Source organism: Pseudomonas sp. B20, assembly GCF_020515755.1.
In the GTDB taxonomy this organism is placed as follows: Bacteria; Pseudomonadota; Gammaproteobacteria; order Pseudomonadales; family Pseudomonadaceae; genus Aquipseudomonas; species Aquipseudomonas syringae.
The window spans coordinates 79,684-102,815 of the sequence record NZ_JAHPJG010000020.1 but is presented as its reverse complement, the minus strand read 5'-3'; the positions used below and the strand labels follow the sequence as shown (position 1 = coordinate 102,815).

17 protein-coding genes and 1 tRNA gene are annotated in these 23,132 nt (G+C 60.6%); 11 read left to right on the top strand and 7 right to left on the bottom strand.

Annotated elements, in window-relative coordinates:
* Positions 1-3 precede the first annotated feature (3 nt).
* Complete coding sequence (locus LIX91_RS19510; protein ID WP_004410272.1) at positions 4-1,254, bottom strand: lipoprotein-releasing ABC transporter permease subunit; 1,251 nt, start codon at positions 1,252-1,254, stop codon at positions 4-6.
* A 102-nt stretch (positions 1,255-1,356) separates the two neighbouring features.
* Between LIX91_RS19510 and LIX91_RS19505 the strand changes: the two genes are divergently transcribed.
* On the top strand, positions 1,357-1,944 hold the full coding sequence (locus LIX91_RS19505) for a PilZ domain-containing protein (protein ID WP_046270214.1): 588 nt from the start codon (positions 1,357-1,359) through the stop codon (positions 1,942-1,944).
* 44 nt (positions 1,945-1,988) lie between these two features.
* On the top strand, positions 1,989-2,711 hold the full coding sequence (locus tag LIX91_RS19500; protein ID WP_100072639.1) for a glycerophosphodiester phosphodiesterase: 723 nt from the start codon (positions 1,989-1,991) through the stop codon (positions 2,709-2,711).
* Between the two features lie 42 nt (positions 2,712-2,753).
* On the opposite strand, the gene sthA is transcribed toward LIX91_RS19500, so the two are convergent.
* Both sthA and LIX91_RS19490 read right to left on the bottom strand, forming a co-directional pair.
* Positions 2,754-4,148 (bottom strand): Si-specific NAD(P)(+) transhydrogenase, encoded by a 1,395-nt coding sequence (sthA, locus tag LIX91_RS19495; RefSeq protein WP_003436620.1) that lies wholly within the window; start codon positions 4,146-4,148, stop codon positions 2,754-2,756.
* Positions 4,149-4,313: 165 nt separating this feature from the next.
* Positions 4,314-5,336 (bottom strand): FAD:protein FMN transferase, encoded by a 1,023-nt coding sequence (locus LIX91_RS19490; RefSeq protein ID WP_226488997.1) that lies wholly within the window; start codon positions 5,334-5,336, stop codon positions 4,314-4,316.
* Positions 5,337-5,728: 392 nt separating this feature from the next.
* Here LIX91_RS19490 and LIX91_RS19485 point away from each other — a divergent pair, with 392 nt between their 5' ends.
* A complete protein-coding gene (locus LIX91_RS19485) occupies positions 5,729-7,021 on the top strand; it encodes an MFS transporter (protein WP_003415899.1) in 1,293 nt (430 codons plus the stop codon).
* A 63-nt stretch (positions 7,022-7,084) separates the two neighbouring features.
* On the opposite strand, the gene LIX91_RS19480 is transcribed toward LIX91_RS19485, so the two are convergent.
* Together LIX91_RS19480 and LIX91_RS19475 are read right to left on the bottom strand one after the other, a co-directional pair.
* Positions 7,085-8,347, bottom strand: a complete 1,263-nt coding sequence (locus tag LIX91_RS19480; protein WP_226488996.1) for an MFS transporter — start codon at positions 8,345-8,347, stop codon at positions 7,085-7,087.
* A gap of 146 nt (positions 8,348-8,493) precedes the next feature.
* On the bottom strand, positions 8,494-9,957 hold the full coding sequence (locus LIX91_RS19475; protein ID WP_003315085.1) for a glyceraldehyde-3-phosphate dehydrogenase: 1,464 nt from the start codon (positions 9,955-9,957) through the stop codon (positions 8,494-8,496).
* 190 nt (positions 9,958-10,147) lie between these two features.
* Here LIX91_RS19475 and mfd point away from each other — a divergent pair, with 190 nt between their 5' ends.
* The 3 genes from mfd to LIX91_RS19460 all read left to right on the top strand — a co-directional run bounded on the left by mfd (position 10,148) and on the right by LIX91_RS19460 (position 16,956).
* Positions 10,148-13,600, top strand: coding sequence for a transcription-repair coupling factor (gene mfd, locus LIX91_RS19470; RefSeq protein ID WP_004410256.1), 3,453 nt, complete (start codon positions 10,148-10,150; stop codon positions 13,598-13,600).
* Positions 13,601-13,611: 11 nt separating this feature from the next.
* On the top strand, positions 13,612-14,136 hold the full coding sequence (locus tag LIX91_RS19465; protein ID WP_003349009.1) for a CsiV family protein: 525 nt from the start codon (positions 13,612-13,614) through the stop codon (positions 14,134-14,136).
* 75 nt (positions 14,137-14,211) lie between these two features.
* Positions 14,212-16,956: a DEAD/DEAH box helicase gene (locus LIX91_RS19460; protein WP_004418371.1), complete on the top strand. Its 2,745-nt coding sequence runs from the start codon at positions 14,212-14,214 to the stop codon at positions 16,954-16,956.
* Positions 16,957-16,969: 13 nt separating this feature from the next.
* Here LIX91_RS19460 and LIX91_RS19455 read toward each other — a convergent pair whose 3' ends face one another.
* A complete protein-coding gene (locus tag LIX91_RS19455) occupies positions 16,970-17,536 on the bottom strand; it encodes a cysteine hydrolase family protein (RefSeq protein WP_226488995.1) in 567 nt (188 codons plus the stop codon).
* A 113-nt stretch (positions 17,537-17,649) separates the two neighbouring features.
* On the opposite strand from LIX91_RS19455, the gene LIX91_RS19450 reads away from it, so the two are divergent.
* The 5 genes from LIX91_RS19450 (at position 17,650) to LIX91_RS19430 (ending at position 22,301) form a co-directional block, all read left to right on the top strand.
* Complete coding sequence (locus tag LIX91_RS19450; RefSeq protein ID WP_226488994.1) at positions 17,650-18,399, top strand: 3-oxoacyl-ACP reductase family protein; 750 nt, start codon at positions 17,650-17,652, stop codon at positions 18,397-18,399.
* A gap of 178 nt (positions 18,400-18,577) precedes the next feature.
* A tRNA-Ser gene (locus tag LIX91_RS19445) sits at positions 18,578-18,667 on the top strand.
* Positions 18,668-18,949: 282 nt separating this feature from the next.
* Positions 18,950-19,876, top strand: a complete 927-nt coding sequence (rbsK, locus tag LIX91_RS19440) for a ribokinase (protein WP_003437257.1) — start codon at positions 18,950-18,952, stop codon at positions 19,874-19,876.
* A gap of 29 nt (positions 19,877-19,905) precedes the next feature.
* Positions 19,906-21,237, top strand: coding sequence for an L-fucose:H+ symporter permease (gene fucP / locus LIX91_RS19435; protein ID WP_226488993.1), 1,332 nt, complete (start codon positions 19,906-19,908; stop codon positions 21,235-21,237).
* Positions 21,234-22,301, top strand: a complete 1,068-nt coding sequence (locus LIX91_RS19430) for an aldose 1-epimerase family protein (protein ID WP_226488992.1) — start codon at positions 21,234-21,236, stop codon at positions 22,299-22,301. The genes fucP and LIX91_RS19430 overlap by 4 nt, the downstream gene beginning before the upstream one ends.
* A gap of 5 nt (positions 22,302-22,306) precedes the next feature.
* Here the strand turns inward: LIX91_RS19430 and deoR are convergent, their stop codons facing one another.
* Positions 22,307-23,071, bottom strand: coding sequence for a DNA-binding transcriptional repressor DeoR (gene deoR, locus LIX91_RS19425; protein WP_226489005.1), 765 nt, complete (start codon positions 23,069-23,071; stop codon positions 22,307-22,309).
* Positions 23,072-23,132 lie beyond the last annotated feature (61 nt).

Here is a 23,132-nt window from a genome sequence, read left to right as displayed (position 1 = left end):
GACTCACTCATAACGTAACGCCTCCGCCGGCTGGGTGCGCGCAGCACGCCAGGCGGGATACAGGGTGGCGAGGAAACTCAGGACCAACGCTGCACCGCAGACCTGGAACACGTCCTGGGCCATCAGTTGCGAAGGCAGGTAATCAATGAAGTAGACGTCGGCGTTGAGAAACTTGTGGCCGATCAGCCCTTCGAGTGCAGCAATGGCAGCACTGACATTGAGCGCCGCCAGAATACCCAGTGCCGCGCCGATCAGCGTGCCGACCACGCCGATCACCGTGCCCTGGACCATGAATATCGCCATGATCTGTCGCGGCGTAGCGCCCAGGGTACGCAGAATCGCGATGTCGCCCTTCTTGTCATTGACCACCATCACCAGCGTGGAAATGATGTTGAAGGCCGCCACCGCCACGATCAGCAGCAGCAACAGACCGATCATGGCTTTTTCCATGCGGATGGCCTGATACAGGTTGCCGTGGGTGCGCGTCCAGTCACGCGAGTAGAAATTGTTTTCGCCCAGCTTCTGCGCGATTTCCCACGAGGTACGTGGCGCCGCGAACAGGTCGTCGAACTTGAGACGCAGGCCCTGCACCTGATTGGGCTTCCAGCGATGCAGACGCCCCAGGTCATCGAGATTGGTCAGCCCCAGAAAGCCGTCGATTTCGCCAGCGCCGACGTGAAAGATGCCGGTCACCTCGAAACGCTTCATGCGCGGAAACATCCCGGCCGGCGTCACCGTCACTTCAGGCGCAACGAAGGTCAGTTTGTCACCGATGCCGACGCCCAGCTTGGCCGCGGCCTTGTCGCCGATCATGATGCCGAAGCTGCCGGGCGACAGGCTGTCGAGCTCGCCCTGCTTGATGAAGTGGTCAATGATCGAGACCTTGCGCTCTTCAACCGGATCGATACCGTTGAGCAACACTTTCTGCACCTTGCCGTCGTGGGTCAGCAAACCCTGCATCTGGGTGAACGGCGCAACGGCCAGCACCTGCGGGTTTTCCTGAACTTTGGCGGCCAGACCGCGCCAGTCGGTGATCGGATCAGCCGATTCGATGGTCGCGTGCGGCACCATGCCAAGCACGCGGGTACGCATTTCGTGATCGAAACCGTTCATCACCGATAACACGACTATCATGACCACAACGCCCAGGGCGAGGCCGATCATGGAGGTCAGGGAGATGAAGGAAACAAAATGATTGCGTCGCTTCGCACGGGTGTAGCGCGTGCCGATAAATACAAAAAGAGGTCTGAACATGTAGGAATTTGTTCGCAGGAATGAGGACGTCCGTGTGGCGGGCCTTGACGTGCAGCTTTACACTCGAAACTCTCTGACCACCGCCGCTAGCTTGGGTTCGCCATGTCGACATTAGATGAAGCAGGACGCCGCGAATACTACCGTATCGATGACAGCGTCGCACTGGAAATTAACCCCCTGTCTGCCGCCGACCAGGCAAGCCAGGATGCCATGCAGGATACCTCGACGCTGTTCGACCTGCTCAGCGAGCTGCACGTCAGCGAGTTCGAGTCGCAGCATCTGATGCGCCAGCTCGATGAGCGCGACCGGGTGCTGAACAGTTTTCTCAAGTCGCTGAGCAAGCGCATCGACCTGCTGGGCGAAGTGGTTGCCCACACCGCACTGGGCAAGCTGGGCGCTCCTCAGCCGGTCAAACTGTCAGAAGGCGGTATTCAGTTCAATTCGCAACAGGATTTTGCAGTCGGCGAACAGTTGTCGATCAAGATGGTGCTCATGCCTCAGGCCGCGGGTCTGATGCTGCGCGCCAGGGTTTGCCAGTGCGACGCGCTGGCAGACGGCAATTTCGATATCAGTACCGAGTTCGTCAATCTTCCGGACGCCCAGCGCCAGTTACTCGCCCGCCACGTGTTGCAGCGTCAGGCTCAGCAGCGGCGTCAGGCGCTGGAACAGGGCCAGCCCTCCGGAAATTGAACGCCCTGCCCCTTTATCACTATCAGCAGTAGCCAGGAGTAAACGTGACCCTTATCTACGGCCACCGCGGCGCCAAGGGCGAAGCACCGGAAAACACCCTGACCAGCTTTCAGGAATGCCTCAAGCACGGCGTGCGCCGCTGTGAACTGGACCTGCATCTTTCAAAGGATGGAGAGTTGATGGTCATTCATGACCCGACCCTCAAGCGCACCACCGACCGACGCGGCAAGGTCAATGAACACCTGGCAGGCGATCTGGTGACCTATGACGCGCGCAAGGGTGGCCCTGGCTGGGTCTCGCCCTGCCCGATTCCACGCCTGGAAGAACTCTTCGAACAATGCGCTTTCGAGCACTGGCAGCTGGAAGTCAAAAGCGCTTCACGCACTCGTGCCGCCAACACCGTGCTGGCGATTCGTGAAATGGCTCAGCGCCATGGCTTGCTGGACAAGGTGACGATTACCTCCAGCTCTCGCGAAGTACTGCGCGCCGCCCTGGACCTGACGCCGGACATCTCGCGCGGGCTGGTAGCCGAATACGCCTGGCTCGACCCGTTGAAGGTCGCCCAGAGCTACGGCTGTGAAATTCTGGCATTGAACTGGACACTGTGTACCCCGGAGCGCCTGCAGAAAGCACAGCGTCAGGGCCTGCATGTGTCGGTATGGACAGTCAACGAGCCTGCACTGATGCGCAGGCTCGCTGATTTCGGCGTCGACAGCCTGATTACAGACTTTCCCGGTTTGGCCACCGCCACGCTCGGGAATCACTGAAATCGGTCTCCCCGGCCGGCTCAGGCCACCGGCCGGAGTCGCTTAAAAAAGCCGGTTGAGGCCGTCGTATGCGGCTACCCGATAGGCTTCGGCCATGGTCGGGTAGTTGAACGTGGTGTTGACGAAGTACTTCATGGTGTTCGCTTCACCCGGCTGACTCATGATTGCCTGACCGATGTGCACGATCTCGGACGCCTGGTCGCCGAAGCAATGCACGCCCAGCACCTCGAGCGTCTCGCGGTGGAACAGGATCTTCAGCATCCCGACCCGCTCACCGGAAATCTGCGCACGCGCCATGCCCTTGAAGAACGCCTTGCCCACTTCGTAAGGCACTTTGGCCTGCGTCAGTTCGTGTTCGTTCTTGCCGATCGAGCTGATCTCGGGAATGGTGTAGATCCCGGTCGGCACATCGTTGACATAACGCCAGCTGCCATTGTCGACCATGCTGCCCGCTGCCGAACGACCCTGGTCGTAAGCCGCACTGGCCAGGCTTGGCCAACCAATCACGTCGCCGGCGCCGTAGACGTTGGAAACGCTGGTGCGGTAGGTCTCGTCCACTTCGATCTGACCACGGCCGTTGGCCTTCAGACCGATGTTCTCAAGACCCAGCTTGTCGGTGTTGCCAGTACGGCCGTTGCACCACAGCAAGGCATCGGCCTTGATCTTTTTGCCGGACTTGAGGTGCAGGATAACGCCGTTATCCAGACCTTCGACCTTCTCGTACTCTTCGTTGTGGCGAACCATCACGTTGTTGTTGCTGAAGTGATAGCTCAGCGCCTGGGAAATTTCCGAATCCAGGAAGCTCAGCAACTGGTCACGGTTATCCACCAGCTCGACCAGCACGCCAAGGCCGCTGAAGATCGAGGCGTATTCGCAGCCGATCACACCGGCGCCATAAATGATCAGCTTGCGCGGGGTATGGCCCAGGCTGAGGATGGTGTCGCTGTCGTAGATGCGCTTGTGACTGAAATCGATATCGGCCGGCCGATAAGGGCGCGAACCGGTGGCGATGATGATCTGGTTGGCCACCAGCTTTTCCACCACACCGTTGGTGCAGACCACGTTGATGCTGGTCTCGTCGGCAAAGCTGCCGGTGCCGAAGAACACGTCGACGCGATTACGGGCGTAGTAACTGGTGCGCGAGGCCACTTGCTTGGAGATGACCATTTCGGCGTTTTTCAACACATCCGGAAACGAAAACCAGCGCGGCTCGCCGATGGCACGAAACATGGGATTGGTGTTGAACTGAATGATCTGCTTGACCGAGTGACGCAGGGCCTTGGACGGAATGGTGCCCAAATGGGTGCAGTTACCACCCACTTGCCGACGGCTGTCGACCATGGCGACCTTGCGCCCCGCCTTGGCGGCGTTCATTGCCGCGCCTTCTCCGGCAGGGCCGGAACCCAGTACCACTACGTCGTAGTTGTAGACAGCCATGCGTACTCCTTTAAACAGACCGAGGCGCCACTCTGGCATCTCTGGCTAAATCACGCGGCGCAGTCTAGCGCTGCACCGAGGCGGCGAACATTAACCCTTGGTCGCGTCGAAGGCCAATTTTTGTCTGCACCTGGCGCCAGTGACCGGCTGATCCGGCCCGCTGACTTATCGCGGCTGCTCCACAACCAGGCGATCAAACGACGCGTTGCTGCGGATGATAAAGCGCTTATCGGCACGAATCACAAAAAAAGCAGGGATTTTATGTTCTTGCGCATAATTCCAGCCGCGCTGCGGGCCGAGAATCAACAGCAGGGAGGACAGACCGTCGGCCATCAGCGCCGAGGGATGAATGACGGTCACCGACGCCAGGCCGTGGCTGATCGGCTTACCGGTCAAGGCATCGAGCGTATCGGAAATGCGCCACCCGTCATGGTCGATGTAACGCCGAAAGTCCCCCGACGTAGACACGGCGTAGCCTTCGAGCGGAAATACTTTTTGCGTGACAGTGCCATCATCGAGCGGCGCGTCCAGGGTCACCCGCCAGGGCGAGCCGTCGGGCTTGAGCCCGCTGACTTTCAGCTCACCCGTGGCCTGCACCAGATAATCGTGCAAGCCGAGCGCGTCCATCCGTTCGCTGATGCGATCTACCGCATAGCCGGCGGCGATGCTGTTGAGGTCCACTTGCACGGCGGCACTCTTGCACAACCGGGCGCCGACGATGCGCAGGTTGCGATAACCGACCAGCGTCTGGGTCCGGGCCAGTTGCCGCACCAGCGGCATCTGCTCGAACAGCATATGAGGCCCCAACCCCCACAGGTCCATCAACGGCTTGACCGTCAGGTCGAAGGCGCCGTCGCTCTCCTGCGCCAACTGTTCGCCCACGCCGATCATTTTCAAGACCGGTTCCGGCATCACCTGGCAGCTATTGGCAGGCAATGCATTGAAGCGCTCGATATCCGAATCCGTGCGCCAGAGCGACATCTGCTGATCGACCTCGTCCAGAATCGCCTCAACCTGAGGACGTACAGCCGCAGGCTCTGGCTGCCCGGACGCGCGCGCATACACCACGGAATAATGGCTGCCCATGGTCGGCCCGCCAAAGCTTTCCAGCTTGCGCGCCTGACCACAACCAACGCACACCAGCAACACGAGGCACCCTGCAACCCAGCCAAACCTACGCAAACCCATGCCCCGCACTATAAAAAACCTTCAGAGTGACTTGCTGCCATTGGCGAACAAGACAGAAAAGCGTCCATAACCTGCTCTGACACCCAGTGAACCGGCCCGATAAAACGCCGATCGGCATATTGAGTGGTCGAGGGCCACTTATGCTCCCTGCGTGCCCTATCTATTCATCAGGTTTCATCAAGTTTCATCAAAATGACACGCCGCACGATCTCAATTGTCTTGACCTGTCAAGCGTCAGTTAACTGATAGCAAATCGCCGAAACGGTTGTTTTTGAGCCCTGTTACACATACTGTTACAAGTGCGCATCGCCAGTTGCACACACGAAATGGCGATGCGAACGGGATAAAAACGACAACGGACTCCAAGCCGACGAGCCTGAGCGAGTAACTAAATGGCCTCCACAACAAGTAAGGGCAAAGCGATCTTTCGCGTTGTCAGCGGTAACTTCCTCGAGATGTTCGATTTCATGGTCTACGGCTTCTATGCCACGGCCATCGCAAAAACCTTCTTCCCTTCCGACAGCGCTTTCGCTTCGTTGATGCTGTCGCTGGCGACCTTCGGCGCAGGCTTCCTGATGCGTCCGCTGGGCGCGATCTTTCTCGGTGCCTACATCGACCGTCACGGGCGTCGCAAAGGGCTGATTATCACCCTCGCGATGATGGCAATGGGCACTCTGTTGATTGCCTGCGTGCCGGGCTACGCCACATTGGGTGTCATCGCTCCCTTGCTGGTGCTGCTCGGTCGTTTGCTGCAAGGTTTCTCGGCGGGTGTGGAACTGGGCGGCGTTTCGGTGTATCTGGCTGAAATTTCGACACCGGGCCGCAAAGGCTTCTTCGTCAGCTGGCAGTCCGCCAGCCAACAGGCCGCCGTGGTCTTCGCCGGCTTGCTGGGCGTGGGTCTGAACCACTGGCTGAGCCCTGAGCAGATGGGCGAATGGGGCTGGCGCGTGCCGTTCCTGATCGGCTGCCTGATCGTGCCGGCCATCTTCATCATCCGTCGCTCGCTGGAAGAGTCACCAGAGTTCGAAGCTCGCACGCATCGCCCGACGCTGCGTGAAGTGGTGCGCTCCATCAGTCAGAACTTCGGTCTGGTGCTGGGCGGCATGGCGCTGGTAGTGATGACCACCGTGTCGTTCTACCTGATCACCGCCTACACCCCGACCTTCGGCAAGAACGAACTGAACCTGACCGACCTGGAAAGTCTGCTGGTGACGGTCTGCGTGGGCGTGTCTAACTTCATCTGGCTGCCGATCATGGGATCGTTCTCCGATCGCATCGGCCGCAAGCCGCTGTTGATTGCCGCGACCGTGCTGGCCATCGCCACTGCCTACCCTGCCCTGTCGTGGCTGGTTGCACACCCCAGCTTCGGCAATCTGCTGATGGTCGAGCTGTGGTTCTCGTTCCTGTACGGCTCCTACAACGGCGCGATGGTCGTGGCGCTGACAGAGATCATGCCGGTCGAAGTCCGCACCACGGGTTTCTCGCTGGCCTACAGCCTGGCGACGGCGACCTTCGGCGGCTTCACCCCGGCGGCCTGTACTTACCTGATTCACGAATTGGGTAACAAGGCAGCGCCTGGCATCTGGCTGACTGGCGCAGCAGTACTGGGCCTGGTGGCCACGCTGGTGCTGTTCCGCAAGGGCGGGCAAAAGCTTGAAGCGCCTGTGGCGGCTTCCGCCAGCTGATCAATCGCTGCGTTGCAAAAGAAAACCCCGGCTCGAGCGTCTCTCGGCCGGGGTTTTGCGTTTTCAGACCTTGCGTTTCCAGGGACGAAAGCTGAGCCAGAGCAGCACGCCTGGCAATTGCAGGGCAATCATGAGGCCCAACGACCACTGGTAGGCCTCGAGCGAGTGACCGGCGCCCTGGGACGCTGGCCATAGATTGAGTACGACTCCCATCAGCCACTGGAGGAAAAACGCCAGCACGAACACCACCAGATTGAATGAAGAACTCACCCTGCCCGCCAGTTCCGGTGATACCGATTGCGCCACAATGGCGTAGTTCATGGTCGTCGAGGTGCCGAAGAAGCTGAAGCCCATGGCAATCAGATAGGGCGATACTGGCAAGCCGCTGGCCATCAGCGCCTGAAAACCGATAAAGATCAGCATACCGGTGCCACAGATCATGATTGGCTGCACGCCGAACCTGCGCAGATAATCGGTGATCGCACCGAACGTCAGGGACCCCGCCGCCATCGCGATAGCTGCGAACAACAGCACATTGGCCATTCCGGAATCACTCAAGCCGGCCATATCGCGTAGCCACGGCCCCATCCACAGCGACAGGACCGACATGTAGATGGCGTGCGCGAACACCGAGTACAATGCCAGACGCCAGAACGTCCACGATGAATACAGTTTGCCGACCGCGGCAAACATATCGCTGTAGCGCGTTTTTTTGCTCTCGTAGGCTTTGGGAACGCTGAGGTGTATGACCACCGCCACACAAAAGGTCAGCAGCGCCAGAACCAGAAACGCTTCTCGCCAGGTCAACCAGTTCAGCAGCGCATGTAATGGCGTGGTTGACGCCATCGCGCCCAGCCCGCCAATCGACAGCAGGCAGGCGGTACTCAGCGGCAAACGCTCGACCGGCAACCAGATGGCACACGCTTTGATCGCACTCATCAGCGAGCCCGCCACCCCCAGGCCAATCAGCCCCCGCCCGATCAACAACCCGGTCTCGGTGCTGGAAATACTGAAGATGACCGAACCGGCGACCGCGAACAGCAGCATCGGCGCCTGAACGCTGCGTGGCCCATAGCGGTCCAGCATCACGCCAAGCGGAATCTGTGCGGCCGCGAAGGTCAGAAAATACACGCCAGTCAGCAAACCCAGACTGCTGGCGGGCAAGCTCAGGTCGGTTTGCAGGTCGACGTAGATCACCGCGTTGACGGTACGAAACAGGTAGGAAACGAAATGCCCCAGCCCGAAGGGGATGAAGATCGTCAGAAACAGCAGGAAGAAGCTGCTTTTGAGGGGGTGTTGCGAACCGTCCAGGGCCGAACTGCTCATCCTTGATACTCCATCGTCCAGAAACTTTGCGCGTGACAGATTCTCATGGTCAGCCACAAAACAAAACGGGCCGAAGCCTGCCTGCGCAGGATTCGGCCCGTTTATCTGCTGCCCCGGTCAGGCCGGGCAGCTCAAGCGTTCAACGTTTACTGCGGGAAAGCTGGCGGATTGACGTCTGCCATGTCTTCCATCACGCGAACCACCTGGTGGCTGTAACCGAATTCGTTGTCGTACCAGACGTACAGCACAACGCGGTTGTCATTGACGATGGTCGCTTCGGCGTCCACCACACCGGCGTGACGCGAGCCGACGAAGTCAGTGGAGACCACTTCCTGCGAGTTCACGAAGTCGATCTGCTTGTGCAGGTCCGAGTGCAGCGCCATGTAGCGCAGGTACTCGTTCATTTCTTCGCGAGTGGTCTGCTTCTCAAGGTTGAGGTTGAGAATGGCCATGGACACGTTCGGCGTCGGAACGCGAATCGCGTTGCCGGTCAGCTTGCCGGCCAGCTCAGGCAAGGCCTTGGCAGCAGCGGTAGCCGCACCGGTTTCGGTGATGACCATGTTCAACGCGGCGCTGCGACCACGACGGTCGCCCTTGTGGAAGTTGTCGATCAGGTTCTGGTCGTTGGTGTACGAGTGAACCGTTTCGACGTGACCGTTGGTGATACCGAACTTGTCGTTGACTGCTTTGAGCACCGGCACGATGGCGTTGGTGGTGCAGGATGCCGCCGAGACGATCTTGTCGTCCGCAGTGATTTCACCGTGGTTGATACCGTGCACGATGTTCTTCAGCTTGCCCTTGCCCGGCGCGGTCAGGACCACGCGGTCGATGCCCGGGCAGGCCAGATGCTGACCCAGACCTTCGGCATCACGCCATACACCGGTGTTGTCCACCAGCAGAGCGTCCTTGATACCGTACTGGGTGTAATCCACCTCGGACGGGTTCTTGGCGTAGATCACCTGAATCAGGTTGCCGTTGGCGGTGAGCGTGCTGTTGGCTTCGTCGATGGTGATGGTGCCATCGAACGGACCGTGAACCGAGTCACGGCGCAGCAGGCTGGCACGCTTGACCAGGTCGTTTTCCGCGCCCTTGCGGACCACGATGGCGCGCAGACGCAGGCCGTCGCCACCACCGGTCTTCTCGATCAGGATCCGCGCCAGCAGGCGACCGATACGACCGAAACCGTACAGCACGACATCGGTGCCCTTGCGTGGGCTGGTGCCCTGCTGACCCACTACACTGGCCAGTTCTTCACGAACGAACTGCTCTGGCGTACGGCCATTGCCTTCGGTCTTGAACTTCACCGCCAGCTTGCCCAGGTCCACCGAAGCGGCACCCAGCTTGAGCTCGCTCATCGCCTTGATCAGCGGGAACGTCTCGTGTACGGACAACTCAACCGCATCGGACTGACGATGACGCGCAAAGCGGTGAGCTTTGAGAATCGCGATGACTGAACGGTTGATCAGGCTACGGCCATAGATCGAGCTCACCACATTATTATTGCGGTAGAGCTGACCGATGAGCGGGATCATCGCTTCGGCGAGAGCTTCACGATCAATCCATTCACCAAGACACTGGTCGGGCTTCTGAGTCACGGGAACCTTCCACATGTAGGGGCTGAAAAAAGGGGCTACATTATGACCGCGCCTTTGTTTATGAGCAATGCACGGCTGTCATATCGACGCGCACTACATAATTTTCGCCCGTAAACACTCGGTAATACTCCGGAAAACTGACAGCCACCACCTTCCCCCGTTACAATCGCCGCCCCTGTTGCAACGCCTGGAGCCCGACCTTCCCGTGCCAGTTCTGCGTCTACCGCATCTTTCTGCCGCTGCAGGCAAACAACACTGGGGCAATCTTCCCGGTGCCACACTGAGCCTGGCCATTGCCGAAGCCGCCAGCGCGGCCAAGCGCTTCACCCTGCTCCTGACCGCCGACAGCCAAAGCGCCGAGCGGCTCGAGCAAGAACTGAAGTTTTTTGCGCCTACGCTGCCGGTTCTGCACTTCCCGGACTGGGAAACCCTGCCCTACGACCTGTTTTCGCCGCACCAGGACATCATTTCCCAGCGTATTGCCAGCCTCTATCGCCTGCCGGAACTGGAGCATGGCGTTTTGGTAGTCCCCATCACCACCGCCCTACACAGACTGGCGCCGACCAAATTTCTGCTCGGCAGCAGCCTGGTGCTGGATGTCGGCCAGAAGCTCGATGTGGAAGCCATGCGTACGCGCCTGGAGGCCAGCGGCTACCGGTATGTGGACACGGTCTACGAACACGGCGAGTTCACCGTGCGCGGGGCGCTGATCGATCTGTTCCCGATGGGCAGCAAACTGCCGTTTCGGATCGACCTGTTCGACGATGAAATCGAAACGCTGCGCACCTTCGATCCGGACACCCAGCGCTCCATCGACAAAGTCGAGTCGGTGCGCCTGTTGCCCGCCCGTGAATTCCCGTTGCAGAAAGAAGAAGTCACGCGCTTCAAGGCGCGCTTTCGCGAGCGCTTCGACGTGGACTTCCGGCGCAGCCCGATTTTCCAGGACTTGAGCAGCGGCATCACACCTGCCGGCATCGAGTACTACATCCCGTTGTTCTTCGAGGAAACCTCGACGCTGTTCGATTACCTGCCGCAGGACACCCAGGTGTTCTCCCTGCCGGGCATCGAACAGGCGGCCGAGAACTTCTGGAACGACGTGCGCAATCGCTATGAAGAACGCCGCGTCGACCCTGCCCGGCCGCTGTTGCCGCCGGCCGAGTTGTTTCTACCGGTGGAAGACTGCTTCGCGCGCCTGAAAAACTGGCCGCGCGTGGTCGCCAGCCAGCAGGATGTCGACGCCGGTGCCGGACGCGAGCGTTTCCCGGCGCAGTCCCTGCCGGACCTGTCCATCGAAGCCAAGGCCACTCAACCACTGGCGGCCCTGTCGAATTTTCTGGATGATTTCCCCGGTCGCGTACTGTTCACCGCCGAGTCCGCCGGACGCCGGGAAGTGCTGCTGGAGCTGCTCGAACGCCTCAAGCTGCGCCCCAAGACCGTCGACAGCTGGCTGGATTTCGTCGACGGCAAGGACCGGTTGGCAATCACCATCGCGCCGCTTGACGAAGGCCTGCTGCTGGAACAACCAGCCCTGGCGCTGATCGCAGAAAGCCCGCTGTTCGGCCAGCGCGTCATGCAGCGCCGTCGCCGCGAAAAGCGCACCGACGGCGGCAATAACGACGCGGTCATCAAGAACCTCACCGAGCTGCGCGAAGGAGCGCCGGTGGTGCACATCGATCATGGCGTAGGTCGTTATCTCGGGCTTGCGACCCTGGAAGTCGAAAACCAGGTCGCCGAATTCCTGATGCTGGCCTACGCCGAAGACGCCAAGCTGTACGTCCCGGTCGCCAACCTGCACCTGATTGCCCGTTACACCGGCAGCGACGACGAAACCGCGCCGCTGCACCGCCTCGGCTCGGAAACCTGGCAGAAAGCCAAACGCAAGGCTGCCGAGCAGGTCCGTGACGTGGCGGCCGAGTTGCTGGATATCTACGCGCGTCGCGCAGCCCGCGAAGGCTATGCGTTTGCCGACCCGAAAGCCGATTACGCGACCTTCAGCGCAGGCTTCCCGTTTGAAGAGACACCGGATCAGCAAACCACTATCGACGCCGTGCGCGCCGACATGCTGGCGCCCAAGCCAATGGATCGCCTGGTCTGTGGCGACGTGGGTTTCGGCAAGACCGAAGTGGCCATGCGTGCCGCCTTCATCGCCGTGCATGGCGGGCGTCAGGTGGCCATTCTGGTGCCGACCACCCTGCTCGCCCAGCAGCACTACAACAGTTTCCGCGACCGTTTCGCCGACTGGCCGGTGACCGTCGAGGTGATGAGCCGCTTCAAGTCGGCCAAGGAAGTCAGCGCCGCGGTTGCCGATCTGGCCGAGGGCAAGATCGACATCGTTATCGGGACGCACAAGCTGTTGCAGGATGACGTCAAGATCAAGAACCTCGGTCTGGTGATCATCGACGAAGAACACCGGTTTGGCGTGCGCCAGAAAGAACAGCTCAAGGCGCTGCGCAGTGAGGTCGATATTCTGACCCTGACCGCAACGCCGATCCCGCGCACCCTGAACATGGCCGTGTCGGGCATGCGTGACCTGTCGATCATCGCCACGCCACCGGCGCGCAGGCTGTCGGTGCGCACTTTCGTGATGGAGCAGAACAAGCCGACCATCAAGGAAGCCCTGCTGCGCGAGCTGTTGCGCGGCGGTCAGGTCTATTACCTGCACAACGACGTCAAGACCATCGAGAAATGCGCTGCCGATCTGGCCGAGCTGGTGCCGGAGGCGCGTATCGGCATCGGCCACGGGCAGATGCGCGAGCGCGAACTCGAACAGGTGATGAGCGACTTCTACCACAAGCGCTTCAATGTGCTGATCGCCTCGACCATCATCGAGACCGGCATCGACGTACCGAGCGCCAACACCATCATCATCGAGCGCGCCGACAAGTTCGGTCTGGCCCAGTTGCACCAGTTGCGCGGTCGCGTCGGGCGCAGTCACCACCAGGCCTACGCCTACCTGCTGACCCCGCCACGCAAACAGATCACCCACGATGCCGAAAAGCGTCTGGAAGCGATCGCCAACACCCAGGACCTGGGCGCGGGCTTCGTGCTCGCCACCAACGACCTGGAGATCCGTGGCGCAGGCGAACTGCTCGGGGACGGCCAGAGCGGTCAGATCCAGGCGGTGGGCTTCACCCTGTACATGGAAATGCTCGAGCGCGCGGTGAAGTCGATTCGCAAGGGCGAGCAGCCCAATCTCGATCAGCCGCTGGGCGGCGGGCCGGAAATCAACCTGCGCGTGCCGGCACTGATCCCCGAAGCCTACCTGCCGGATGTGCACACGCGCCTGATTCTCTACAAGCGCATTGCCAACGCCGCTGACGAAGAGGCCCTCAAGGACCTGCAGGTCGAAATGATCGACCGCTTCGGCCTGCTTCCGGAACCGACCAAGAATCTGGTGCGTATCACGCTGCTCAAACTGCACGCCGAACAGCTCGGCATCCGGAAAATCGACGGTGGCCCGCAAGGTGGCCGTATCGAGTTCGCGGCCGAGACGCCGGTTGATCCACTGACCCTGATCAAGCTGATCCAGAGCCAGCCCAACCGCTACAAGTTCGAAGGTGCCACGCTGTTCAAATTCATGGTTCCCATGGAGCGCCCGGAAGAGCGCTTCAACACGATCGAAGCGCTGCTTGAGCGCCTGACCCCGAAAACTGCTTGAAGGATTCACGCATGCTTCTGTTTCGTTCATTGATCCTGCTGCTGACGCTTATAGCGCCAGCCGCGTTCGCCGATGGCCTGTATCAGGTCGAGATTCTGCTGTTTCGCCAGAACGGCGAGCCGGCCTCGACCCGCCAGCTTGTACCGGAAAACTGGGACAAAGGCGCACAGAAGATCGACGCGAACGATGAACGAAGCCCCGCGCTCAATGATCTGGCGAGCAAACTGCAAGGCAGCGGCAACTATGAAGTGCTGATGCAGCGCGCCTGGCAGCAGAGCATAGGCACCGAACCGGGCAAAGTCGCCATCACCAGTGGTGAAGAGCGGCTTGGGCATTTCCCGATCGAGGGTACCGTGAGTCTGGCGATGGCACGCTTCACCGATATTGGTGCACAATTCTGGGTCAACCAGCTGGACCCGCATGGCGTGGTCATCAGCAGTGAACGATTGAAGCAGACTGCCAGGGTAAAGAACGGTGAGCTGACCTATCTGGACAACGGCAACCTCGCGTTGCTGATCAAGGTTTCTCCTCTTTGATCTTTACGTACGCAAGGGACGCCCAGGCGTCCCCTTTCTTTTTGAGCATCGCTGCGGCGTAGGGCTTTTTAAAACTTGTCGTCCATTCTCGAAAAAGTCCTGGCTGCGGCCTGGACAGACCTATTCCACGAGCGAACGCTTGAGCGAGGGCGCGACTACGCCCGGCAAAAACGCATCGTGCTGGAAGACTCCAGCCCGCAGATCATCCGCACCGCCTGTCGGGGCTCGGGCCTGGAAATCTATACCCAGACGCTGCTGTTCAAGGACCCCGATCGCTACAAGAACTACCTGACCTGCAAATGCACCTGCCCGGTTCGCAACGATTGCAAACACTGCGTGGCTGCCCTGCTGTTTCTGCAGGACCCGCACAACCGTCCGCTGCTGCAGGCCGCACTGGCCTCGCACCAGCAAGAGCCGGAAAAGCCCGTCGAGCAGAAGCCCAGATTGCCGGAGCGCCTGATCGATGACCTCCAGCCACGGCCGAGGCTGATTCTGGCCAGCATCGAGTTCAGTGCCTACGAACCACGCAACGGGCGCATGCAGCGGCACATTCAGCACCGTGCCGCGCTGGCCTTTGCCTACGGCAAGCATTACGCGGTTGGCACCACCAACGTCAGCATTCTGGTAAGTTCGCTGGGCAGCGATCTGGTGAACCAGAAAAGCGACATCATCGAACACACCGACACCGAAACCTTGCGCATCCGTCGTCAGGGTGAACGGGAGCGGCAGTTGCGTCAGGAACTGGCCGATCTGGGCTTCAAGGTCGCCACCCGGCAAAGCAAGGCACTGCCCGACAGCGCCGGCGACATGTACGAACTGCCCAATGACAAGGCCTGGCTGCATTTTGTCCTCGATGACCTGCCGCGGCTGCGCGAGCAAGGCTGGGAAATCGACATTCAGGAAGAGTTCGGTTTCGACGTCACGCCGGTGGAAGACTGGTATGCGGTCATCGACGAAGAGAACGAGCGCGACTGGTTCGACCTCGAACTGGGCATCATCGTCAACGGCGAACGCCTGAGCCTGTTGCCGATCCTGATCAACCTGATCCGCAGCCATCCCGAACTGATGAGCCCGTCGGCCGTGGCCAAGCGCGGCGACGAAGAACAACTGCTGGTGCAGCTCAACCACTTCACGCAAAGCGGCGGCAGCCCGGTACAGATCGCCCTGCCCTACGGGCGGCTCAAGCCGGTGCTGGCGACGCTGGGGGACTTCTACTGGCGTCAGGAGGGCAACAACGCGCTGCGCATGAGTAAAGCAGATGCGGCGCGCCTTACCCAGCTCGAAGACCTGCCGCTGACCTGGCAGGGCGGCGACCGCCTGCGTCACTTTGCCGAACGCCTGATCAACATCAAGGACGCGCCAGTCAGCCTGCCCGATGGCCTGAACGCCACGCTGCGCCCGTATCAGCTGGAAGGCCTGAGCTGGATGCAGTCGCTGCGCGAGCTGGAAGTCGGCGGCGTGCTGGCCGACGACATGGGCTTGGGCAAGACCCTGCAGACCCTGGCTCACCTGCTGATGGAAAAACAGGCCGGACGCCTCGATCGCCCGGCACTGGCGGTGATGCCGACCAGCCTGATCCCCAACTGGCTGGACGAGTCCGAGCACTTCACCCCGGACCTCAAGGTGCTGGCACTGTATGGCGCCAACCGGCATCAGGACGCCGGCAATCTTCAGGATTACGACCTGATCCTGACCACCTACGCTTTGCTGCCACGGGACCTGGAGCTGCTCGAAAAACAGCCCTTCCACGTACTGATTCTCGATGAAGCGCAGTACATCAAGAACCCCAACAGCAAGGCAGCCCAGGCCGCACGCAACCTCAACGCCCGTCAGCGCCTGTGCCTCAGCGGTACGCCGCTGGAAAACCATCTGGGCGAGCTGTGGTCGCTGTTTCACTTCCTGATGCCCGGCTGGCTGGGCAACAGCAAGGAATTCAACAGCAACTACCGCACCGCCATCGAAAAGCATGGCAACCAGGACCGCCTGCATCACCTCAATGCGCGTATCAAGCCGTTCCTGCTGCGTCGCACCAAGGAGCAGGTGGCGACCGAACTGCCGCCCAAGACCGAGATCATCCACTGGGTCGACCTCAACGACGCCCAGCGCGATGTGTACGAAACCGTACGCCTGGCGATGGACAAGAAGGTCAGGGACGAAATCACCCGCAAAGGCGTGGCACGCAGCCAAATCATCATTCTCGAAGCGCTGCTCAAGCTGCGTCAGGTGTGCTGCGACCTGCGTCTGGTCAATCAGGACATGCCGGTCAACAGCAAACAGGGCACCTCGGGCAAGCTCAACAGCCTGATGGAGATGTTCGAAGAACTGCTGGCCGAAGGTCGCAAGATTCTGTTGTTCTCGCAGTTCACTTCGATGCTCAGCCTGATCGAGGAAGAGCTCAAGCAGCGCGGTATCGCCTACGCCCTGCTGACCGGCTCGACCCGCGATCGCCGCACGCCGATTCATGATTTTCAGAGCGGCAAGCTGCCGATCTTCCTGATCAGCCTCAAAGCAGGCGGCACCGGCCTCAACCTGACCGCCGCCGATACAGTGATCCACTACGACCCGTGGTGGAACCCGGCAGCGGAAAATCAGGCGACCGACCGTGCGTACCGTATCGGCCAGGACAAGCCGGTGTTCGTCTACAAGATGATCGCGCGCGGCACCGTGGAAGAGAAAATCCAGCGCCTGCAGCGGGAGAAATCAGCGCTGGCCTCGGGCGTGCTCGACGGCCGTACAACCGGCGACTGGAAACTGCGCGATGAAGACCTGCAGGCCCTGTTCGCCCCACTGCCCGCTGCGCCGAAGAAAACCCGCAAGTAAGCCCGTCAGGCGCTTATTCGACAGCAACCTGCTGGAGAATCTGCGCCGTCGACAGGACCCTAGCGTACTCGCCGTGCAGATTGGCCAGCGACATCGCGTGCACTTCTTCGGCACTGCGCGGCGTGCCGAAGAAGTCCTGTTGATCGAAGGTAAAGCAGGCATCGTGCGCGACCAGCACGTCAAACCCCAGATTGCCGCCACTGCGCGCGGTGGACTCGACCGAGTTGTTGGTGACCACACCGGCTATCACCACCTGCCTGATCCCGTCGGAGCGTAACCACATTTCCAGAAAGGACCCGCAAAACGCGTCGGGGACCTGCTTGCTCAGCTCACGCTCATCGGCTTGTGGCAAGAACGCTGGCTGGTACTCGACCCCCGACTGCTCCGGCCAGAACACTGATTCGGGCGACGTCGAGAAATGCCGGACGTGAATCACCGGCCGCCCGGATTGCCGCCAGGCACCGAGCAGAGCGCTGACATGGCTCTCGGCCTGTAGGTTATTGCGTCGCCCGAGCTTGGGATGATGGATGCCCTGCTGCAGGTCGATAAGGATCAGCGCGCTGTTGTCTTGAATATCCATGATCAATCAGTCCGAACTTTTGGTTCAGCAAGACTATCGCAATCAAGGTCTATTCTGGTCGCAATCGTCGACAGCCCCAGGCTTGTCCGAGACCTGCCCCCAAGGAGAACATCATGATCGAACACCTTAAACTCGCCGGCAAAGTAGCGCTCGTGCAGGGCGGCTCACGTGGTATCGGCGCAGCCATCGTCCAGCGCCTGGCCAAAGAAGGCGCTGCCGTGGCGTTTACCTACGTCAGCTCTGAGGTCAGCGCTCTGGAGATTCAGGACAGCATCGTCGCCAATGGCGGCCGCGCACTGGCCATTCGCGCAGACAGCGCCGACGAAAAAGCCATCAGCCAGGCCGTGCAGACCACTGCCGAGACCCTTGGCAGGCTGGATATCCTGGTCAATAACGCCGGCATTCTGGCCATTGCGCCGCTCAATGAATTCAGCATGCAGGACTTCGACAAGACTCTGGCCATCAACGTGCGCAGCGTATTCATCGCCAGCCAGGAAGCCGCGCGACACATGGAAGAAGGCGGTCGCATCATCAACATCGGCAGCACCAACGCCGATCGCATGCCCTTTGCGGGCGGCGCCACGTACGCCATGAGCAAATCGGCGCTGATCGGCCTGACCAAAGGCATGGCCCGCGACCTCGGCCCGCAAGGTATCACCGTCAACAACGTCCAGCCCGGCCCGGTGGACACCGACATGAACCCTGCGCAGGGCGAATTCGCCGAAACCCTGAAAGCGCTGATGGCCCTGCCCCGCTACGGCACCAGCGAAGAAATCGCCAGCTTCGTCGCCTACCTCGCTGGCCCTGAAGCGGGCTACATCACCGGTGCCAGCCTGACCATCGACGGCGGCTTCAGCGCCTGACGCCACCACCACAAGCGGCCCTTTGCCCAAGGGCCGTATCCTCTGCCAGGGCCTTTTACTGGCGAATCAGCGTTTTTTTGCTTAAGCGCATGAAAAATCTGAAAAAAAGTTTTGCGTCAGGAAAAGCTTTCGACTACATTAGCGCGCCTCGACAGACACAACGTTGTCGTCGAGATACGGTGAGGTGTCCGAGTGGCTTAAGGAGCACGCCTGGAAAGTGTGTATACAAGAAATTGTATCGAGGGTTCGAATCCCTCCTTCACCGCCATATTTGAAACACACAAACCCCTGAATTCTTCAACGAATTCAGGGGTTTTGTGGTTTCCGGGGTCTGAAAAAATGGCCGTGGAATCAATTGTTCAAGGACACGCCTTGCGCGCGCGACACCCCTTCCTCCAATCCAAAACGGCCACCAAAACGCCCTGCAGGCGTTTTGATAGCGCACGCTCATATCAAAAAATAAAGATTGAATCCTCACAGAAAATGTTATTTAAATAACAAAAATAAAGCCGCCGAGGCTTCCATCGGCGCTGGTGAGGTCAAAATAACAATGAGCAAGATTGCAGTCATCGGCAGCAACATGGTCGACCTGATTACTTACATCGAACGCATGCCTGCCCAGGGCGAAACGCTCGAAGCACCGCGTTTTGCCATGGGGTGCGGCGGCAAGGGCGCCAATCAGGCCGCCGCCGCTGCGCTGCTGGGTGCCGACGTGCTGATGCTCAGCAAGGTCGGCGACGATGCTTTTGCCGATACCACCCTGGCCAATTTTCAACGGCTGGGCATTGATACGCGCTTCGTTGAACGGGTGCCGGGCGTGTCGAGCGGCGTGGCGCCGATCTTCGTCCAGGAGAACTCCCATAACAGCATCCTCATCGTCAAAGGCGCCAATGCCCACCTGAGCCCGGCCGACATCGACCGCGCCGAGGCGCAGCTGCGCGATTGCGCATTGATCGTGCTGCAACTGGAAGTCGAGCTGGCGACCGTTTACCACGCCATCGCCTTCGCTCATCGGCATGCCATCCCGGTGCTGCTCAATCCGGCGCCGGCCTTGGCCGGCCTGAGTCGCGAGCACCTGGCGCAGCTGGATTTCCTGATCCCCAACGAGAGCGAGCTGGCTCTGATCAGCGGCCAGCCGGTGACGTGCGCCGAGGAAGCGGCTCAGGCTGCACGCCAATTGGTTGCGCTGGGCGTACGCCACGTCATCGTCACCCTGGGCGAACAAGGGGCGCTGTACGTCGGCGCCGAAGGCGAGTGGCAGGTGCCAGGGGTCAAGGTTCAGGCGCGTGACACCACCGGTGCCGGTGACGCCTTCATTGGCTGCTTCGCCCGGCACTGGAGCGAGGACGGCAATATTCGCCAGGCCATGCACCAAGCGGTGGCCTACTCGGCCTGCTCGGTCACCGGCCTCGGCACGCAATCTTCTTACCCCGATGCGCCGACGTTTGCGCGCTTCCTCGATGCATCGGCCAACTGACACTCACCAGCATCTCGCGGAGAACAATAATGAATAAGCCTGCGCTGCAACAAACCCCGGACGGGTTCTACCTGAACCGTACGCCGTGGTTCGCCTTCATCCTGCTCTGCAGCATCTTCGCCCTGTGGGCGGCGGCCGCGAGCATGAACGACGTGCTCATCGCGCACTTCAAGAAGGCCTTCCTGCTCAGCGACTTCCAGACCGCTTTCGTCCAGTCGGCGTTCTACCTGGGCTACTTTTTCGTCGCCATTCCGGCCGCACTGGTGGTGCGTCGCTTCAGCTACAAGACCACCATCCTCATCGGCCTGATGCTGTACCTGTTCGGCTGCGCCCTGTTCTTTCCGGCGGCGTCGACCGCCAAGTACGGCATGTTCCTGATGGCACTGTTCGTCATCGCTGCCGGCCTGTCGTTTCTCGAGACCGCGTGCAACACCTATTCGACACTGATGGGGCCACGGGAAACCGGCACACGGCGCCTGAACATCTCGCAGACCTTCCACCCATTCGGCGCCATGACCGGGGTGTACGTCGGCAGCTTCGTGATGTTCAAGGACACCGACGCCACGCGCGAACAGTTGGCCCAGATGAGCGCCAGTGAGGCGGCGGCGCAGCAATTGCAAATGATCCAGTCGACCCTGCTGCCGTACAAATGGATGATCGCGGTACTCATATTGATGTTCATCCTGATCGCCATCACCCGCTTTCCCGCGTGCAAGGGCAACGGCACCGTCAGCGAACCGCGGGCGAGCATCGGTCAGAGCCTCGGCCGCCTGCGGCGCAATCCGCGCTTCTGCTTCGGTGTGCTGGCGCAGTTCCTCTACGTCGGCGCGCAGGTCGGGGTGTGGAGCTTCACCATTCGCCTGGCCATGCAAATGGGCGGGATGAACGAGCGCAGTGCCTCGTGGTTCCTGCTGACCACCTTTGCTGCCTATTTCATCGGCAAGATGATCGCCAACCTGCTGATGCGCAAAATGCACCCGGCCAAAGTTCTCGCGGTGTATGGCGTGCTGTGCATCGTGCTGCTGGCCTACACCATCCTGGTGCCGAACATCACCGCGGTGTATGCCGCCGTGGGGGTCAGTGTGTTTCTCGGGCCTTGCTGGCCGACCATCTATGGTCTGACCATTGACGGGCTCGGCGAGGACACAGGTGTCGGCGGCTCGTTGCTGGTGATGAGCATCGTAGGCGGTGGCGTAATGCCGATCTTCCAGGGTCTGCTCAGCGATGCCAATGGCGGCAACATGCAGATTGCCTATAGGGTGCCGCTGCTGTGCTTCGTGGCCATCGTGATGTACGCAGTGTATTGCATGCGTCAGCCGCAACCGCTGCTGGGTGGCTCGGCCACGGCGGTGGCGCAATGAGTAGCGAAGCATTGCGCCTGCCGCTCTATCCACAGCTCTGGGACCAGGCCAGCCGGCTGCTGCTCGAATCCGCGAATTTCAGCGTGCGTGCCTGGACCTACCCCAGCGGGGTCAAGGCGCTGTCACTGGAAAACAGCCGCGGCAAGCTGGTGATCCTGCCCTGGCAGGGGCAAATGATCTGGTCGGCCGAATTCGACGGCGTTGATTTGACCATGCTCAATATGTTCACCCAGCCGCGGCCCAGTGCCAGCGTGATCGGCACCTACGGCTGTTTCATGTTTCACAGCGGCCTGCTGCGCAACGGTTGCCCGGGGCCCGAGGATGATCATGCGCTGCACGGCGAAATGCCCTGCGCGCCGATGGACGATGCCTGGCTGCAGGCAGGCGAAGACGAGCACGGCGCTTATCTGCGCCTCGGCGGCACTTACGAATACGTGCAGGGTTTCGGCGACCATTACCGGGCCAGCCCGAGCGTGACCCTGCGCCCGGCCAGCGGGCTGTTCGAGATCGACATGCAGGTGGTCAATCTGGCCGGCAAGGCCATGGACCTGATGTACATGGCGCACATGAACTACGCCTACGTCGACGGCGCGCGCCTCACCCAGCCCCTGGGCTGCGAGCGCACACGGGTACGCGCCAGCGTGCCGGCCCATGTGCGGCCGACCCCAGCCTGGAACGCCTATATCGCCGAGCTCAGTCAGGACCCGACCCGCCTCGAGGTGCTCGACTCGCCCGCGCTGTATGACCCGGAGATCGTCTGCTTCTTCGATGACGTGCGCGGCGACGCTCATGGACAGGCGCATTTCTTCCTCGATCATCCCGACGGCGCGGCGTTCTACACCCGCTACAGCCCGCGGCAATTTGAACACGCCGCGCGCTGGATCCTGCACAACACCGATCAGCAGGTGGCGGCCTTCATCTTGCCGGCCACCTGTGAACCGGAGGGCTACCGCGCCGAACTCGCCAAAGGCAACGTGCGCAGCCTCGCGCCCGGTGCCAGCGCCGAGTTCAGCCTGACCACCGGTTACCTGAACGCACCCGAACGCCGGGCGCTGCAACCGTGATGCATCTAGAGCACCAACTGCGCGCCGCCGGCCTCAATGGCCTCGCGGTAGCTCCGCGGGATTTTCTTGTCGCTGACCACGCAATGGAAATCGCTCAAGGCACCGAAGTGCGCAGTGCGAACGGCGTCGAATTTGGAGTGATCGGCCAGCAGCAGGCTTTGCCGGGCCTGGCGCATGACCTTCTGCTTGACCTCCACCTCGTGGAAATTGAAGCAAGTGACACCGCAGTCCAGGCTGACCCCGGCCGCCGAAACAAAGGCCCAGGTCAGGCGCACGCCGTCGAGAATGCTGGTTTCGGCATGGCTCTCGAACACCTGGTTCTTGCGGTGGAACATGCCGCCGCACAGGACGATGCTGCAGTTGGGTTTCTGCTGCAGCTTGAGCAGCACGTTGAGCGAGTTGCACACCGCAGTGAACTCAAGCTCGTCGGGGATGAAGTCGACCACGAAGGGGATCGTCGTACCGCAGTCGAAAAACACGGTGTCGCCGGGCCGGATGAAAGTGGCGGCCAGCTTGCCGATGCGGCGCTTCTCCTCGACATGGCGGGTGCCCTGCTCGCTGACCCGGTAATCCCCCGGCTCAGGATCATCGTGGGCGCGAGTGATGTAGCCGCCCAGCAGCCGTAATTGCTCGGGGTGCCGGCTGAGGTCGCGGCGCAAGGTCATTTCGGACACCTCAAGCAGCGCCGCCATCTCCCGCAGATGGATGGCTCTCTGATCTTGCAGGGCCTGTTGAATCTGTTTGATGCGGTCGGTTTTCTTGACGTCCATGGGCATCCCGGCAATCCGTTGGAGGTGTCGCTAGAGTAACACCAAGTGTTAATTTTTTAAC